We start from the raw sequence: 16,244 nt of genomic DNA on the forward strand, positions 1-16,244 counted from the left end.
TGGCCGGAGCGGAGCGCATGACCACCACGATCGCCAACGCCCTTGCCGCCCGTGGGCACAAGATCTGCATCATCAGCCTCTGGGATACGCGCAGCGTCTTCCCGCTGCATCCGGCAGTGTGCCACGTCGGACTGTTCGACACACGCCCTTCCTTCAAGGCGCAATATCTGGCAACGGTGCGCCGACTGCGCCGCGTGCTGCGGGAACACCGTGTGACGGCTCTCGTCGAGGCCGATACCATGCTGGCATGGTTCACATTGCCTGCTACGCTCGGTTGCCGCATCCGGCGAGTCGGTTGGGAACACTGTCATTTCGACGAGGATCTTGGCCGCAAGGCACGTAGAGTTGCCCGCAGGATGGCCGCGCGCTGGCACAACGCCATCGTGGTGCTCACGGAGTCCGACCGGCAGAGGTGGATCGACGCCACGCATCCGCGCTGCCCGGTACTAGCGCTGCCAAATCCCTTACCGTTTCCGATACCAACGGCACCCGCCCGCAGGCTTGGCAAACAGGTGCTCGCCGTCGGGCGGCTGACTGGTGCCAAAGGCTTCGACACACTGATCCGAGCGTGGGCAGACGTCACACCGTCAGCTCCAGAATGGACCCTCACAATCATCGGCGAAGGCGAGGACCGGTCGCAACTGGAATCTCTACGCGCCGAACTGGACCTTGTCGATTCCGTACAGATGCCGGGAACTCGCAGCGACATCGCCGAGACCTATCGGCAGGCGTCACTGTTCTGCCTGAGTTCCCGATATGAGGGATTCGGTCTCGTACTCATCGAGGCGATGGCTTTCGGGCTGCCAGTCGTTTCGACAAACTGCGAAGCCGGTCCACGTTCACTGCTGAGAGATGGTGAGAATGCGCTCGTCGTTCCCGTTGACACCCCTCGGGCTCTGGCAACCGCGCTGCTTTCAGTCATGCAGGACGAGCGCCGGGCAGCGCAACTGGCTGCGGGTGCCCGGTTGAGCGCACAACGCTTTGAACTGGCACCAATTATTGACAAGTGGGAAGCACTACTGACAGACCATACCGTGACTGGCCGGTAATCAGCGCATCCGCAAGGCGCTGACCTGATAGGTTCCACGCGATGAAATCATGTGACGCGGCTCGGCATTCACGCGCACACCAGTATGGGAGTCCACGATGCAACCATCACCAATATTGATGCGCGGATAGATTGTAGCGCGCGTACCTAGGAAACAGCCCATGCCGATTATCGCGTCGCCGTTAAGGGCGGCATACGGCGACAGCACCGAATAGGCCCCCACACGGGCTCCATGGCCAATGCTGCAGTGCACGTTGGCCACTGAGGCATCGTCCATGACCGCATTGCGATTGACAATCGTATAGGGGCAAATCAGGACCGCCTTCCCGAGCGTCGCCGCTGGCGACACAATGGCCGACGGGTGGACATAAGCGGGCGTGGCTATGTTGTTGGCGTTCAGCTTCTCCAGAACGATCTGCCGCCCCTTCACAGAGCCAATCGCTACAACTACCACTTGGCTAGGCGCCGCACGAAAATCACCAATGGTGCCCAAATGAGGGACATCGATACCATCAGGAACCGTCCCGCCAGGGGTATCGTCGATAAATCCTGCCACGGTCACGCCTCCTCGGAAGGCCTCGTCCTGCAGGTAGTCGAAAAGTTCCAGCCCAAAACCGCCTGCGCCGGCGATTACCACGGAAGATACTGGAGAAGAATGGATCAGAGGCATGAGCGTCTGCTAAATCTGTGACAGATAAGTTGCCGAAGTGCCGTTCAGGCAACCGTAATTTCGCGCATGAATACACGAAGAAGATCAAAGCCATCCCAGACCGGCGCGAAATCCAGCGCATGGCCGAACGGGACGACGCGATCGATCCCCGCCAGCGGATTGGCAGCGATGAAATCGCGCAGCCTCTGTGTCTCGACACCGGCATACGAAAGCGTCTGCACCGTTCGGCTCAGCAAGGGCCGCATGGCATCGAGCGAGTCAAGCGACGATTCGAAGAACAGGCCCGCACCGCAGTGCAGTGTGTGGTGCAACGCGGGGGTGTCGAGCCACACTCGCACGAGGTCGTTGTTTGACGTCGTCGAAATGGCAACGTCCGCTTCGATCGCCAGAGCGTCCTCCGCCACCAGCTTGTTCACATAGTCCGCATCGCCGAATCGTTCCTGACGATCCGCCAGATACCCCTCAAAACGGCCCCAGAAGTCTGTCGAAGCGGCCTTGATCTGCACTGCATCACCGAGCCAGAGAACCAGCCGCGGCGACGAGCATGCCATCTGGTCGAACCAGTAGGCATCGTTGTAGAACGCTTCAATCCAATCAGCTTTTCGGCATTCGGTAGCCTCCGTCCAACTCTCAGCGCCGATCAGCGCAAGCGAATACTTATTGGCGAACGCCACCTCCGTGGCCGTTCCGGGCAACGGAAGCTTGCGAATCTGCTCGACCGTCGCATTGCCGCCCCAGACCACCCGGACATCGCACACCGCCGAGAATCGCGTCGTGGTGCGATCATCAGCCGCATATCGGACCAGCAGCGTGCGGCGAGCAATCTCCTGATGCGCTGGTTCCCTCAACAGTTTTGCAATCGCCCCAACGAGCAGGTCTGCCTGCGGGGAAGGCTTGGAAGAAAGGCGAACGATGTTCCGATTTCCCGTCAGAAGCGACAGAAACCACGAATACACGAAAATGGTGTCGACGTTGGACGGTGCGATGTGCAGTACTGTGCCGCGTGGCACGAGCAGCGCTTCGCCGGCACGACGCTCCATGTCCGCACGCAGACGGGCCAAGTTGGCGCGGCGCATCCAGAATCCCAGCGCCGTCAGCTCCGGGTACGTCCTCGCTTCCGGCATCCGCATCAGCAAGCCCGACAACGCCTCGACAAAATCGAGAGACGCCGGAGCGAACGCGGGCAGCGGGGGAACGTCGGCCAACGCCTCGGGAAGCGGTGCCCCAGGGATCAACGATACGTAATCAGCCATCAGACGGTCACCATTTGCGATTGCGAGTCCGCCGCGTGAGTGTCGCTGCAGCCGCGTAATTCTGCCTTGGCAACACGTCCGTGCACGCGGAACGTACGACCCATGCGTCCACACGGGCAATCGTCAAGCCCAGTCCATTCACCCAGATCTTCCGTCAGCAGGCTATGTCCCGGATAACTCGTAGGAAGCACGGACAACACCTGGATCAGTCCGGTGCGGCCTTGCGGCAGGACTGACCAGTCGCGAGCGTCGCGGATAAGTACGTCAGCAAAAGCTGGGGCATGCAGACGACCATGCTCGCATTCCATGAAGACCGAACCAACCTGCTCGACCATACCGTAGAAATTGTGCACCGCCCGGATGTTAAGCTTGTCCGCCAACGCCGCCTTGAAGGTGTCGTTGTCGACCGCTTCCTCGAGCAGCTTCTTCCATCCGCCACTGTGGATCAGGATGGCATCTTCGAAGCGCGGAGCATCTGGCATGTCCTTCAAGGCCTGATAGAAATACTTCCACACCATGAAGGTAAAACCGAAGATAAAGACGCGCTGTCCGCGATGCCGCTCCAGAAAGGCACGAATGCCATCGATATCGGGCGTCATATCCTCGTCGCGCAATGCGTAGGTATGATCGCGCCCGAAATTCGAGAGTCCGAGAATTCCCGCGCCGCGCGCCGAGAAGGACTGGCGGTTCTTGATCACGCCCGGATGGTCGATGATCAGCATCGGCAACCGCGCCTTGCCCAAAAACTGCTGCAGGATCAGGACCAAGGTCTTGGTCTGCGCCATCGCAGTATCGCGATCCAGAATGATCCGGGACACGCGCTGTGACGTAGTACCCGACGACGTCAGCACCTTGAACACATCGTCTTTCGATACCGACCCGAGCTCATATTCCTTGAACAGCCTGACGGGAATGAACGGAATCTGCTCAAGCGCGAACGACTGCCCGGCCTGATAACCATGTGCCTGCAAAATCCGGCCATATGGCTCACAACGCTCGGCATGCTGCCACGTCAACGCGGTCAGCGACTCGGAAAGGTAGCGGGACTTGTCGCCGTGCGCCATGCCATAGACAGGCCACGCGAAGTAGGGACGTTCGGTTGTCATATCGTCAACTCAACTCAACGTGCTCAGGGACAAAGGGCCTTGAGCAGTTCCGCATACTGGACCTTGCCTGACGTCGACAGCGGGAATCCATCAACGGCATGCACTCGGATAGCCGAGCGATGCAACCGGTACTTTGCGCTAACGTGCGCAACCAGCGCATCTGTGCCATCGTTTTGTCCACGCAGGGCAACGACCAGAAGGTCGTCACGTCCGGTGACGGCAACATCGTAATTCTCTTCCCGCAACTGCGCTTCAACCTCGTCCAAGCCGATGCGGTTGCCGAAAACCTTGATGAAGCGCTTGAGCCGCCCCACCACATAGTAGTAACCATCCTCGTCACGGCGTGCCAGGTCACCAGTCAGGAGTACGCCGCCCTGCTGATCGGCATCGGCCAGATCCTCGGCGCTGGCCGCGTAGCCCATCATGACGTTCGGGCCCGTATAGCGAAGCTCTCCGGTTTCGTTGACGCCGTCCACAATGCGACCGTCTTCCGCGACTAGTTCGAAACTGCCTCCAGGGATGGCAATGCCAATCGAGCCGGCCTTGTCCAGCGTTTGCTGCGGCGGCACATAAGACATCCGGGCCGTCGCCTCCGTCTGTCCGTACATGACGAAGAAACGCTGCCCTCGCGACGCGGCCAGCTCGGCATACCATCGGATCAGCTCGGGAGCCAGCCTGCCACCCGCCTGCGTCATTGTACGCAGTGATGGCAAATCCATGCGCTCGAAGCGCAGCTGCTTGAGCATGGCGTAGATCGTCGGCACGCCCGCGATGCTGGTCGCCTCATGCTCGCGGAAGACATCCCAGAACTTGCGAGCCGTCACCGGTTGACCAGTCAGCACGAGAGTCGCCCCAACGGACAGATGGCTATTTACGACCGAAAGCCCATACGAATAGTGCATAGGCAACGTCGTGACGGGCCGCTCGTATTCGTCGAGCTCAAGGTACTGCGCGATCGATTGCGCGTTAGCCTCAAGGTTCGCCGATGTCAATCTGACCAACTTCGGTGAGCCGGTACTACCCGACGTTGACAGCAGTACCGCAACATCCGGATGCACCGTCGGCGCGACATACCCAAGCGTTTTCCATTCGCCAGCCGCCGTCCGGACGTGGGTAACCGAAAAATGCGAATAGAGACGGTCACGCAGCGTCGCCTCCAGCTGGGCATCGACGAGCAGAACCGGATACCCATTGCGCAATGCGCCCAGATAGGCCGCTACCGAATCGACGCAGTTTTCACATTCCAGCGCAACCAGCGCGCGCGGTGCAAACCCAGCAACAGCAAACACTTCGTCCGCACGAGCAGCCAAGTCCGCGTAGGACAGGCGCTGGCCATCGTCCGCCAGAAGGGCAATCCGATCGCCGAACGACTCCAGACATTTCGCGAACATCAGATCAGCATCCCGCCGTCAACGCCGATGATCTGGCCGGTGACATACGAGGACAGATCGGATGCTAGGAAAAGCGCCACTTTGGCAATCTCCTCAGCCGAACCGACACGCCCCATGCGAATGGACGCCACGCGCTCCGCGAATTTCTCCGGGCCGATCGAGCGTGCCATGTCCGTGTCGATGAACCCCGGCGCAATAGCGTTGACGCGAATATTCTGCGGTGCAAGTTCCTTCGACAGCGACTTGGTAATACCAATGACCGCCGCTTTGCTGCCCGCATAGACTGCTTGGCCGACGTTGCCGTTGGTACCGATGATCGACGCCAGATTGATGATGCTGCCCCCCTTGTTGCGGGCCATCAGCCGGCTTGCGTACTGCGCGCAGTACAGGACGCCGTAGGTGTTGGGCTCAAAGACACGATGAATCTGGGCTTCGGTCACCATGCTGATCAGCGCATCGTCCAGAACACCGGCGTTTGAGACCAGCACATCGAGACGCTTGGCCTGCTTGAACAACGCCTGAAATGCGTCGCGGACGCTATCGGGGCGCGCGACATCAAGTGGCATTACTGTCGACTGAGCGCCGGGGACCGCCTCTGCCAGACGCGCCTGCGCCTCTTCAAGTGCCTCGACTGACCGGCCTGACAGCACCACATGGGCACCCTCCCGAGCGAACAGTTCGGCAGTCGCGAAGCCTATGCCTCGCGCGGCACCGGTTACGAGCGCAATCTTGTCCTTGAGCAGCATGACGTCCTTCAGAAAGTTACGTTGTACTTGGCGAGGATTTCCTTGGCCTTACCAACGGAGCTCATGTCGACGATGTCATCCGTATCCATCATGATCTCAAAAGCGTTTTCGATTTCGGCCACGAGCGCCATATGCGCCACCGAGTCCCACTCGGGAATCGTGTTGTAGGTCAATTCGTCAGTGACTTTGTCCAGACCGATATTGAGCGATTGCGCAAAGACGTTGTGAAGCTTCTCGCTGTTGTTCATGGAGTGAATGCTTGTCTATTGGATAAAGGATATGCGGCAAGCCGCCGGGGACGCCCGAAAGCCGTCCCGTCACATTTGCTTCGGCAAGAAAATGAAATTTTAAACTATTCGTAGATTCTTCAAGTCGGAGATTACCTGCCGCAACACTCGTTACCGTCAGGCATTGACTGGAAGCGGCGGCCGGCCCTTAGGCGCCAGGCTGCGCTCCCTGTTTGCGAGTGAACTTACGCCCCATGCGCAGTAATTTCCAGGCATTTCGCACCATAAGAAAGTGGCTCGCGCTTATCGCGAGGAAGAGCAGGAAGATCCACTGCTCAGGCATGCCGAGGCGCCAAGCAGCGACGCCCACAAGCCCAAAGAGAGCATTGGCAAACCAGATCACGCAAACCACCTGGGTAGGCGATAGCCCAAGGCGTACCAGGACATGGTGCAGGTGGGTGCGGTCCGCCGCCAGCGGGTTGCGGCCCTTGATCATCCGCCGCAGGACCACGGCCATCAGATCGACGAGGATCAGACCCAGCACCCATAGCATGACCACCGGCGGCACGTGCCCGGCGGGATTGTATGGTATCTGGGACAACTCCACGGCGAACCACACCATGACGTAGCCCAGCAACAGACTGCCAGCATCCCCTAGAAACACCCGCCTGGCCCCGCGCAGGGGATGGTTGACGTTAAGGAGCAAGAACCCCACCAATGCGCCACAAAAGATCACCGCAATACGCAAGACCATCATATTGCCGACAATTGCGGCAAGATAGGCCATCCAGGCGAGCACGATAACGCTCAATCCGCCGGCCAACCCGTCGAGACCATCACTCATGTTCAAGGCATTGACCACCGCAAGGGCCGCGAAAATGGTCAGCGGAATGCCCCAGTTGAGCAAATCGATCTCACGACGGCCGAACAGGTCGCCCAGCGAAGACAAGTAGACGTTGCCCCAAGAGGTCATCAGTATTGCCGCGAAAAACTGGAACGCAAGCTTGGTTAGTGGCCTCATGCCGCGCAGATCATCGACAAGCCCGACAATGGCAAGCAGCGTGACACCGGCATAAAGCGCCACGTATCTATCAAATGTCCGCAGATACATCAACGATCCGATCCAGACCGCGACAAGGACAGCAACGCCGCCGATCAGCGGCACGTCGCCCACATGGCGCTTGCGGCCGCCCGGACTGTCAACCAGACCGATTTTTACCGCACAGGGCCTCAGCACCAGCAGCACGACAAGGCAGATCAACCCGCAGGATGCAGGCACCCAGAAGTAGTCAAACATGACAAGATGGTTTACGAGGCTGCCCGACCCGCGCCCGCGCGGCGACGCAGGAAGGCAAAGTAGCTACGTGACAGAAACAGACGCGTCATGCTTTCGACGTGCCAGGCCAGGTATTTCCACTTTCTGCGGCTGTCGCGCTGCGCATCGTGCAACACGCTGACGGAAGTCACCCAGTGCACCGAATAACCTTGCAGGTGCGTGCGCAGACAGATATCGACATCTTCGCAGTACAAATGAAAGCGCTCGTCGAAACCGCCCAACTGCCGAAAGACATCGGCATTAAAAACCATCAGCATGCCGGCGACCCAATCTACCGCTTTCCCCAAACCCTCGGGATTGTAGTCTGCTTGCCGTTGCCGAAGGATGGCACGCCGCGCAAGGCGGCCCAGCGTCGGAACGTGGCGCGCGCTGTCCTCAAGTCCACCAGCGGAATTTCGGACACACGGTGCGGCAATGCCGGCTGCCTTTCTAAGCGCTGACACCAGCGCGCTGAACGGTTCGGCGCCCGCAAGCCGGATATCGGGATTGATGACGCAGTAAAAATCTGACTCGCATCCAGCGAAAGCCGCATTGTGGTTTGCGCCGAAACCCTTAGGTTCAGGGTTAAGGATCAGCGAATCATAGAGTGGCGACGCCATCGGCTGGAATGCGCCCGCCGAGCTCGGCAGATTTTCCGTGACAATGACGCGCAAGGAGAGCTGGCCTCCGATTTCCGCCAGTTCATGCAGCAGTGGCAATACGAGTTCGCCTTGACCGTGACTGATGACGGACACGGCAATTTTCGCGAGCACGTCGGCGGCAGCCGGCTCAAAGCTTTCCGGAACGCCCCGTGAGGCCATGCCCGATTCCCTTCATCATCAAACGCGCCCGTAATCCGCGCGGCGGAACACCAATCACGAAGAACACCAAAAACTGCAACATCCGATACAGGTGTGCACTACGCCAGCCGATCGGCATTGGCACATGGCGGAGCATCGCGATCGTATTCCGGAATATGTAATAGTTGCGTAGTGGAGAATGCACCGGAACTTCACGCATGCGGCCAAACCAGACACGCACCACGTGGTCGCCCAGCGAGTGGTCCAGCAAGGCATCGCAAACACCGAAGATCCGGTATCCCTTATTCAGGGCCCGCAGGCACCATTCCGTGTCAACGTGGTCGATGAAATACGTTTCGTTCATCTCACCAACGTCGCGCAGAACGTCCAAGCGGATCAGCGTGCCCGACGAAATCAGAAAATCCGCCTCCGTCCACTGCTCGCCAGCCGCGCACTCAACGCGACCGACAATGCCATGTCGGATCTTCACAAACTTCGAACGCACGCGAGTGCGCCGATCGATCGTGACGGGACCCACCGCAGCAAGTTTGACACCCTCTTGCCGCAATGCCAAGTCGGCGGCAAGCAGATGCTGGACCATACCTTCGAGCGGCAGACTGTCATGGTCCATCAGCAATCCGTATGGCATGCCAAGGCGATCGAGTTGCTGCAACCCCTTGTTATGCGCGGCGGCAATGCCTAGATTGGCGCGGCAGTCGATCAACGTAACCGGAGCGCCAAAATTCTCTGCGCCCACATCGGGAACGACCTTCGAACCGTTGTCGACCACCACGATATGCGCAACCTGGCGACCCAAAGCACGAAACAGTTCCTTAAGATGCAAAGCATCCGGGTTATAGGTCACCACGACCGCCCCTACGAGGCGATTCGCGACCTGCGCGCTCGCATACTTGGCCGGGAACTGGACGGAAGCGCCTTCCGGCCCGGCCGCCTCGGTGCACGCCGTGGACAAGACTGCCTGCATCATACAAATCGTTTGCGAATCCGCTGCTTCAACTCTCGCAGCAAGTCCTTGCCGGAAATACTCTGCAGTGGGTTACCAGGCCGAAATGCATCGGCTTCACCCATCATTCGATGAAAGGTCCGATCATCGATATCGTAGTCACGCTTGAGCACCGCGCTGTGCGCAGGGCTCGCCAGCAAGTCGAACATCTTTGAGATGCCTACGATCCGGTACATATGGCCAAGCCACTGGTTGAAGCCGAAAAACAGCAGCGTCTTCTCGATATCCGCATGCTCGGCCGACGACGTAGGATCGCAAACTAGACGATCTCCAAAGGCTTCCTTCAGCAAGTCGGCGGACACTCCGTCAAAGAAGTTGCGCGCGATCATGTAGTGCTCGTTCATAATCCGGATCGAATTTGCCGGCGTGTGGCTGCTGGCGTTCTCCCCCGGAAGGATGCGGAAGCGCACCAAGTCCTCATTGGAAATGTGCAACTGCCAGTGGCGAATGAACCTTACCCACATCTCGAAGTCCGGAAGCTGCCGGTATCGGTTGTCATAAGCGCCTACCTGGCTGTACACCTCGCTGCGGATCAGCATCGACGGATGACACAGGCAATTGCCATGATCAAAAAAACGCTTCAGCCATTCGCCTCGCGAGCGATTCTCCTGGTCGAAAATATGGCCAAATTGCATGGTCGACTTCTCGATGGGCGAGCCATCCCTATCGACATAGCGTGCACGGCCGAAGACAGCACCCAGCTCGGGCTGCCGATCGAGCATGCTTACCTGGTACGACAGCTTCGCCGGCACCCATGCGTCGTCCGAATTGATCAACGCAATATACTTGCCGCGGCAACGCGAAATCAGGTCATTGGTCACGACACCGGCGCCGCGGTTCACTTCGTGCACAAACAGCTGCATGCGCGGGTCAGTTATCGTGCGAATGGCATCGGCCGTGCCATCGCTGGAGCCATCGTCGCCAATCAGAAGCTCGAAATCCTCGAAATCCTGTGACAAAACACTTTGAACGGATTCGACCACGAACGGCGCATGGTTATACGCCGGCATGATGACCGAAACAGTAGGCAACTTCATGCGCGCCTTCCAATAAACTTGTACATTACACGCCAGCAAACTGGCGGCACTAGCTGCTTTGCGATTGTCACGAACAGCGGAGGAATGCACTGAACCAGCAACTTCAGCCCAAAGCGCGCTGCGCGCCGGAACTGAAACGCTGGCGCGGGACCCGCCCCTGCGCCAGCCGCGCGCAGGCGCACGGCGAGAGCGTCGAAATCGTCCCTGAAAATGCCATCGGTGATGGCATCGTACTGCGGCAGCACTTCCAGTTGCGAAGTCAGCTTTTGCCGATGGGTCAACAAACTCCAGGTACCCGCGCCGTGTATCCGATAGATGGATAGCGGTGTGTTCAGAAACCCAATCAGCCCAAACCTGCCCATCACGATATTGACCGCCCAGTCGTAGGCCCGCAGATCGAACAAGGCTGGCGGCAGCCGCTTTAGCGCTGCCGTCCGGTACATGCAGGTCGAGAAATTACCGATCAGGTTATCAGCGATCAACTGGCGACTGTCCAGGTACCGAAATCCTTCTTCGCGCTCCACCCTTTCGGTGTACCGCGCCTGCTCTTCCGAATAAACGAAGTAGTTGCAACCACAGACCGAACACTCGCGGTGCGCCTCGAGAAAGGCAAGTTGCTGCGAAAGCTTCTGCGGGCTGCACCAGACGTCGTCGCCCTCGAGCGCTGCCACGTATTCCGATTCCACCGCCACGAACCCGCGCTGGTAATTCCGCGTCACACCCATATTCGGCACTTCAGGCAAGAACCTGAAGCTGACACGCGGATCCTTGCCCACATACTCGGCAATGATTTCTCGCGTGTGGTCCGTAGACGCATCGTCACACACCACGACCTCGAAGGGGAAGTCGATATCCTGCCAAAGCACGCTGTCCAGCGCCTCGCGAATATATCGGGCGTGGTTGTATGTAATCAGCAGAATGCTAAGCTTCAAACCGTGTTCCTTTTGCAGTCGGGATGGGATGCACCGCGCCAACGTTCAATCAATACTTAAGCGAGCGATGAATCAGCCGGCAAATCATGTCGATCTCCTCGAACGACAACGAGTGATATAGCGGCAGGCAAAGCACGCGTGATGCGACGTCATCGCAAATGGGCGTGGGCGTCTTGTCGGTAACGTAATTGAGCGAACCGAGCGACGGGAAGAAATACCGGCGCGGGAACACGTTGTGCAGGTTCAGCGCCTCGATCACTGCCAAGTTCGCCTTCTCGCTTTCGAACACCACCGGATAGTAGGCGTGGTTGTAACTGCAGTTGTCCGGCAACCGCGGCCGTTGCACCGGCAGCGTCTTGAGGTTTGCGTCATAACGCTCGCTCAGTGTCCGGCGCGACTGCAGGATCTCGTCGAGATGGTTCAGGTTGCACAACCCCATTGCCGCGTGGAACTCGGAATTTTTTCCGTTGATTCCGACACCATCGAACGCTGTCGGCGAGACATGGCCGAAATTCCGCATCCGAGCAAGCACCTTCAGGATTTCCGGATGCTGCGTCACCACCGCGCCGCCTTCAATGGTATGAAAGAGCTTGGTCGCATGGAAACTCGTGGTGGCGATATCACCAAAAGCAAACAACGACTTGCCGCGGTAGGTTGTCCCGAATGCGTGCGCGGCATCATAAATCACCTTCAGATTATGACGTTGCGCAATACGCTCGATCTTCTCCACATCGCATGGTGTACCGTACACATGCGTTGCAAGAATCGCGGATGTGTTCTCCGTGATTCGGTCTTCGATACGAGCCGGGTCGATATTGAAAGAATGCGGACAAATATCCGCCATCACAGGGACACAATTTTCCCAGACAATACTGGAAGTGGTAGCCACATAGCTGAACGGCGTGGTAATGATCTCGCCTTTCAGATCCAGTGCCTTGATGGCGATCTGCAGCGCCACCGTGCCGTTTGCGACAAACAGCAGGTGATCCAGACCGAGCCATTCTTTCAGGCGCAGTTCCAGTTCATTGACGAGCGGGCCGTTATTGGTCAGCCACTCGCGCGCCCAGATGTCAGACACGTATTTTTGGTACTCAGCCTGGGGCGGCAGAAACGGTTTCGTGACGTTAATGTTCATCAGTGCAATCCGCCAACATCCTAAAACGGGCCCGGCGCGCAAATAGGCGCGGGCCCAGAAAGTGCGTTACGCGAAAACTTCCGCCGCTTCCAGCAACGGTGCGTTGCGGTCCTTGTCGGCAAGCAGCAGTTTTCCCACATTGGGCCAGTCGATGGCGAGCGTCGGATCATTCCACCGGATGCTCCGCTCGTGCTCTGGATACCAGTAGTCAGTCGTCTTGTACTGAACTTCGGCGGTCGCAGAAACAACCACGAAACCGTGCGCAAATCCTTCGGGAACCCACATCTGCCTCTTGTTTTCGGCCGACAACAGCGCACTGGTCCATTTGCCGAAAGTCGGCGATGAGCGCCGCACATCGACAGCCACATCGAACACTTCACCTTCCGTCACGCGCACAAGCTTGCCCTGCGCTTGGCAAATCTGATAATGCAGGCCTCGCAGCACTCCGCACGAAGAACGCGAATGGTTGTCCTGAACGAATGGACGGTCCACGCCGGTAGCTTCGGCAAACTTGCGCGCGTTGAAGCTTTCGAAGAAAAAGCCGCGGGTGTCGCCGAATACTTTTGGCTCGAGCACCAGCACGCCTTCCAGCGAGGTGCGGATCACATTCAGGCTCATAACGTGACGTCCTCGATGATGCGACGCAGGTAGGCGCCGTAGCCATTCTTGGACAACTGGGCCGCCATTGCCTCGATCTGCTCAACACCGATCCAGTCGTTGCGGTAGGCAATTTCTTCCGGGCAGGCCACCATAAGACCTTGGCGATGCTGTAGCGTGGCAATGAACGTCGCAGCTTCCAGCAGCGAGTCATGCGTACCGGTATCGAGCCACGCATAACCACGCCCCATGATCTCCACGTCGAGCTTGTTAGTCTGTAGATAGTGCTTGTTGACGTCGGTGATTTCCAGTTCCCCGCGAGCGGAGGGCCGGATGGAAGCAGCGACGTCACAGACCGTATTGTCGTAAAAATACAGCCCGGTCACGGCGTAGTTCGAACGCGGCTTCGACGGTTTTTCCTCGATCGACAGCGCGCGGAAATCGCTGTCGAATTCCACAACGCCATAGCGCTCCGGATCATGCACGTGATACGCGAAAACGGTCGCGCCGTCCTGCTTCTCGCATGCACGGGTCAACTGCCCTTGCAGGTCGTGGCCATGAAAGATGTTGTCGCCAAGGATCAGCGCGGACGGATCATTGCCGACGAATTCCTTGCCGATGATGAACGCCTGAGCCAGACCATCCGGCGAAGGCTGCACAGCATAGCTGAGATTCATACCCCACTGGCTGCCGTCGCCAAGCATCTCCTGAAACCGCGGCGTGTCCGACGGCGTGGAAATAATGAGGATGTCCCGGATACCCGCAAGCATCAACGTGCTCAGCGGATAGTAGATCATCGGCTTGTCGTAGACCGGTAGCAGTTGCTTGGAGACCGACCGAGTAATCGGATATAGACGAGTGCCGGAGCCTCCGGCCAGGATAATGCCCTTGCGCATATCAGGCGCCTCTCAGGAATAGATCTGGTCAACCAGGCGATGGACCCCATCGCGCCAGTCTGGGATGGACAGGCCAAACGTGGCTTGCAGCTTGGTCGTGTCCATGCGTGAATTCAAAGGCCGTGCGGCCGGAACCGGATATTCGCTGGCCGGAATCGGCTGCACCTGGGCCGCATTCACCCGCAACGTGGCGCCACGTTGCGCTGCACGCTCCACCAGCGCCTGCGCATACCCATGCCACGACGTTTCGCCACCTGCGCACAGATGGTAGATACCATCGGGCGCGGTAGCCGGCGCGAACCGCGACCATCCACGGGAGATGGCTTGGGCCGTCACGTCGGCAATCAGGGCGGCCGACGTCGGCGCACCAAACTGATCCGCCACCACGCGCAGCGCGTCGCGCTCTGACGCCAGTCGGAGCATCGTTTTGGCGAAGTTGCCGCCGTGCAGGCCGAACACCCAGCTTGTGCGGAAGATCCAGTGCGGACAGCCAGCTTCAGCCACAGCCTGTTCCCCTTGGAGCTTGCTAAGGCCATAAACCGACTGCGGCGCCGTGGCATCATCTTCCACGTACCAGCCCGCCTTGTTTCCATCGAACACATAGTCGGTGGAATAGTGTATGAACCGACTGCCGCAACGAGCGGCGGCCGCTGCAAGATGTGCGGGAGCCTGCGCGTTGATCGCAAAGGCGATCTCCGATTCGGATTCCGCCTTGTCCACTGCGGTATAGGCCGCAGCATTGACGATCAGATGCGGCTGGACCTGATCGACCAGCGCATCGATCGCCGCCTTGTCGCGAAGATCGCAACGGCTTCGATCCGCCAGTTCCAACCGTCCCAGCGGCGCCAGGCTGCGCGCCAACTCAAAACCGACCTGACCGCTGGCGCCAAACAGCAGAATGGTTGGATGATCGGGGAGTTCACGCACTGTAGTGCTCACTTACCCAACTGCGATACTCCCCCGACGTGACATCCGACACCCAACCCTGGTTGGACAGATACCACTGAACGGTCTTGCGCAGCCCCGTCTCGAACGTTTCCGCGGGACGCCAGCCGAGTTCGGACTCCAGCTTGCGGGCATCGATGGCGTAGCGTCGATCATGACCGGGACGATCCTTGACGAACGTAATCAGGTCGCGATAGCTACCCGTGGCAGCAGGCTTCAGTTCGTCGAGCATGTCACAAATGGCATGAACGACTTCGAGATTCGTCTTTTCATTCCAACCGCCCACGTTGTAAGTCTCGCCCAGGCGTCCTTGTTCGAGCACGGTACGGATGGCCGCGCAGTGGTCGCCTACGTACAGCCAGTCGCGAACGTTCTGCCCGTCACCGTAGATCGGCAGCGCCTTGCCCGCCAAGGCATTGGCAATGACCAGCGGAATCAGCTTCTCGGGGAACTGATACGGGCCGTAGTTATTCGAACAGTTCGTCGTGACCACCGGCAACCCATAGGTGTGGTGATACGCGCGCACCAAGTGGTCGGAACCAGCCTTGCTTGCCGAATACGGACTGTTCGGGGCGTAAGGCGTTGTCTCGGAGAATTGCGGGTCAGTCGGCCCGAGGGAACCGAACACCTCGTCAGTCGACACATGCAGAAACCGAAAAGCCTCACGGTCAGCCGCATTCAGGCCAGTCCAGTACTGGCGCGTCGCCTCCAGCAGCGTGAAGGTACCCACCACGTTCGTCTGCACGAAGTCCGCGGGACCGTGGATCGATCGATCGACGTGGCTCTCGGCCGCGAAATGCAGAACCGCACGCGGTCGATGCTCTGCAAACAGTTTGTCGAGCGTTTCACGGTCGTTGATGTCGGTCCGCGAAAAGATGTGTTCCATTTTGTCCGCAACGCTCGCCAGGGTCTTCAAATTACCCGCATAGGTGAGCTTGTCGATGTTGACCACCGAACCATGCCCGCCGGCCAGCCAGTCCAGGACAAAATTGGCGCCAATGAAGCCAGCGCCTCCAGTAACAAAGACCATACTCAACTTCTTCTCCCGAGGGATATCTGACAAGAGGACTCTTAAAAAGAGAATTTAAATTCACTTTTCTTCTTATTTTGTCACCGAACTGT

17 protein-coding genes are annotated in these 16,244 nt (G+C 58.6%); 1 reads left to right on the forward strand and 16 read right to left on the reverse strand.

Translation table 11 applies throughout. The features are described from left to right. Nucleotides 1-17 precede the first annotated feature (17 nt). The gene (locus A9J21_RS03190; RefSeq protein ID WP_231906795.1) at nt 18-1,049 is read left to right on the forward strand and encodes a glycosyltransferase; all 1,032 of its coding nucleotides are present in this window, start codon (nt 18-20) and stop codon (nt 1,047-1,049) included. Here A9J21_RS03190 and A9J21_RS03195 read toward each other — a convergent pair whose 3' ends face one another. The 16 genes from A9J21_RS03195 to rfbB form a co-directional block, all read right to left on the reverse strand. Then, complete coding sequence (locus A9J21_RS03195; protein ID WP_066731790.1) at nt 1,050-1,718, reverse strand: acetyltransferase; 669 nt, start codon at nt 1,716-1,718, stop codon at nt 1,050-1,052. Nucleotides 1,719-1,762: 44 nt separating this feature from the next. Next, entirely contained in the window at nt 1,763-2,971 is a 1,209-nt protein-coding gene (locus A9J21_RS03200) for an acyl-CoA reductase (protein WP_066731792.1), read from the reverse strand. Next, nucleotides 2,971-4,077, reverse strand: a complete 1,107-nt coding sequence (locus tag A9J21_RS03205) for an acyl-protein synthetase (protein WP_066731794.1) — start codon at nt 4,075-4,077, stop codon at nt 2,971-2,973. Before A9J21_RS03205 ends, A9J21_RS03200 begins: the two co-directional genes overlap by 1 nt. 23 nt (nt 4,078-4,100) lie before the next feature. Continuing rightward, entirely contained in the window at nt 4,101-5,468 is a 1,368-nt protein-coding gene (locus tag A9J21_RS03210; RefSeq protein ID WP_066731796.1) for an AMP-binding protein, read from the reverse strand. Continuing rightward, the gene (locus tag A9J21_RS03215; RefSeq protein WP_066731798.1) at nt 5,468-6,214 is read right to left on the reverse strand and encodes an SDR family NAD(P)-dependent oxidoreductase; all 747 of its coding nucleotides are present in this window, start codon (nt 6,212-6,214) and stop codon (nt 5,468-5,470) included. Before A9J21_RS03215 ends, A9J21_RS03210 begins: the two co-directional genes overlap by 1 nt. Nucleotides 6,215-6,222: 8 nt before the next feature. Next, nucleotides 6,223-6,462, reverse strand: a complete 240-nt coding sequence (locus A9J21_RS03220) for an acyl carrier protein (RefSeq protein WP_066731800.1) — start codon at nt 6,460-6,462, stop codon at nt 6,223-6,225. 187 nt (nt 6,463-6,649) lie between these two features. Further along, complete coding sequence (locus tag A9J21_RS03225) at nt 6,650-7,738, reverse strand: MraY family glycosyltransferase (protein ID WP_066731802.1); 1,089 nt, start codon at nt 7,736-7,738, stop codon at nt 6,650-6,652. A gap of 11 nt (nt 7,739-7,749) precedes the next feature. Further along, complete coding sequence (locus A9J21_RS03230) at nt 7,750-8,577, reverse strand: glycosyltransferase family 2 protein (protein WP_066731804.1); 828 nt, start codon at nt 8,575-8,577, stop codon at nt 7,750-7,752. Beyond that, the gene (locus tag A9J21_RS03235; protein WP_082926214.1) at nt 8,546-9,544 is read right to left on the reverse strand and encodes a glycosyltransferase family 2 protein; all 999 of its coding nucleotides are present in this window, start codon (nt 9,542-9,544) and stop codon (nt 8,546-8,548) included. The genes A9J21_RS03230 and A9J21_RS03235 overlap by 32 nt, the downstream gene beginning before the upstream one ends. Next, nucleotides 9,541-10,617 carry a glycosyltransferase gene (locus tag A9J21_RS03240; protein WP_066731806.1) on the reverse strand — a complete coding sequence of 359 codons (1,077 nt, stop codon included), beginning with the start codon at nt 10,615-10,617 and terminating at the stop codon, nt 9,541-9,543. The genes A9J21_RS03235 and A9J21_RS03240 overlap by 4 nt, the downstream gene beginning before the upstream one ends. Further along, on the reverse strand, nt 10,614-11,549 hold the full coding sequence (locus A9J21_RS03245; protein ID WP_082926215.1) for a glycosyltransferase: 936 nt from the start codon (nt 11,547-11,549) through the stop codon (nt 10,614-10,616). The genes A9J21_RS03240 and A9J21_RS03245 overlap by 4 nt, the downstream gene beginning before the upstream one ends. 49 nt (nt 11,550-11,598) lie before the next feature. Further along, nucleotides 11,599-12,684 (reverse strand): DegT/DnrJ/EryC1/StrS aminotransferase family protein, encoded by a 1,086-nt coding sequence (locus A9J21_RS03250; protein WP_066731808.1) that lies wholly within the window; start codon nt 12,682-12,684, stop codon nt 11,599-11,601. Nucleotides 12,685-12,750: 66 nt separating this feature from the next. Further along, nucleotides 12,751-13,302 (reverse strand): dTDP-4-dehydrorhamnose 3,5-epimerase, encoded by a 552-nt coding sequence (gene rfbC, locus A9J21_RS03255; protein WP_066731810.1) that lies wholly within the window; start codon nt 13,300-13,302, stop codon nt 12,751-12,753. Then, a complete protein-coding gene (gene rfbA / locus A9J21_RS03260; protein WP_066731813.1) occupies nt 13,299-14,177 on the reverse strand; it encodes a glucose-1-phosphate thymidylyltransferase RfbA in 879 nt (292 codons plus the stop codon). The genes rfbC and rfbA overlap by 4 nt, the downstream gene beginning before the upstream one ends. A 12-nt stretch (nt 14,178-14,189) precedes the next feature. Next, nucleotides 14,190-15,104: a dTDP-4-dehydrorhamnose reductase gene (gene rfbD / locus A9J21_RS03265; protein WP_066731814.1), complete on the reverse strand. Its 915-nt coding sequence runs from the start codon at nt 15,102-15,104 to the stop codon at nt 14,190-14,192. Then, nucleotides 15,097-16,152, reverse strand: a complete 1,056-nt coding sequence (gene rfbB / locus A9J21_RS03270) for a dTDP-glucose 4,6-dehydratase (protein WP_066731815.1) — start codon at nt 16,150-16,152, stop codon at nt 15,097-15,099. The genes rfbD and rfbB overlap by 8 nt, the downstream gene beginning before the upstream one ends. Between the last annotated feature and the right edge of the window lie 92 nt (nt 16,153-16,244).

The organism is Cupriavidus sp. D384 (assembly GCF_001652915.1).
In the GTDB taxonomy this organism is placed as follows: Bacteria; Pseudomonadota; Gammaproteobacteria; order Burkholderiales; family Burkholderiaceae; genus Cupriavidus.

What these genes read in the sequence shown, in the direction of transcription:
- A9J21_RS03225 (WP_066731802.1), bottom strand. Translation starts at nt 7,738, where the DNA reads ATGTTTGACTACTTCTGGGTGCCTGCATCCTGCGGGTTGATCTGCCTT.
- A9J21_RS03250 (WP_066731808.1), bottom strand. Translation starts at nt 12,684, where the DNA reads ATGAACATTAACGTCACGAAACCGTTTCTGCCGCCCCAGGCTGAGTAC.
- A9J21_RS03190 (WP_231906795.1), top strand. Translation starts at nt 18, where the DNA reads ATGACCACCACGATCGCCAACGCCCTTGCCGCCCGTGGGCACAAGATC.
- A9J21_RS03205 (WP_066731794.1), bottom strand. Translation starts at nt 4,077, where the DNA reads ATGACAACCGAACGTCCCTACTTCGCGTGGCCTGTCTATGGCATGGCG.
- A9J21_RS03215 (WP_066731798.1), bottom strand. Translation starts at nt 6,214, where the DNA reads ATGCTGCTCAAGGACAAGATTGCGCTCGTAACCGGTGCCGCGCGAGGC.
- A9J21_RS03240 (WP_066731806.1), bottom strand. Translation starts at nt 10,617, where the DNA reads ATGAAGTTGCCTACTGTTTCGGTCATCATGCCGGCGTATAACCATGCG.
- A9J21_RS03235 (WP_082926214.1), bottom strand. Translation starts at nt 9,544, where the DNA reads ATGATGCAGGCAGTCTTGTCCACGGCGTGCACCGAGGCGGCCGGGCCG.
- A9J21_RS03195 (WP_066731790.1), bottom strand. Translation starts at nt 1,718, where the DNA reads ATGCCTCTGATCCATTCTTCTCCAGTATCTTCCGTGGTAATCGCCGGC.
- rfbB (WP_066731815.1), bottom strand. Translation starts at nt 16,152, where the DNA reads ATGGTCTTTGTTACTGGAGGCGCTGGCTTCATTGGCGCCAATTTTGTC.
- A9J21_RS03220 (WP_066731800.1), bottom strand. Translation starts at nt 6,462, where the DNA reads ATGAACAACAGCGAGAAGCTTCACAACGTCTTTGCGCAATCGCTCAAT.
- rfbA (WP_066731813.1), bottom strand. Translation starts at nt 14,177, where the DNA reads ATGCGCAAGGGCATTATCCTGGCCGGAGGCTCCGGCACTCGTCTATAT.
- A9J21_RS03230 (WP_066731804.1), bottom strand. Translation starts at nt 8,577, where the DNA reads ATGGCCTCACGGGGCGTTCCGGAAAGCTTTGAGCCGGCTGCCGCCGAC.
- A9J21_RS03210 (WP_066731796.1), bottom strand. Translation starts at nt 5,468, where the DNA reads ATGTTCGCGAAATGTCTGGAGTCGTTCGGCGATCGGATTGCCCTTCTG.
- A9J21_RS03200 (WP_066731792.1), bottom strand. Translation starts at nt 2,971, where the DNA reads ATGGCTGATTACGTATCGTTGATCCCTGGGGCACCGCTTCCCGAGGCG.
- rfbC (WP_066731810.1), bottom strand. Translation starts at nt 13,302, where the DNA reads ATGAGCCTGAATGTGATCCGCACCTCGCTGGAAGGCGTGCTGGTGCTC.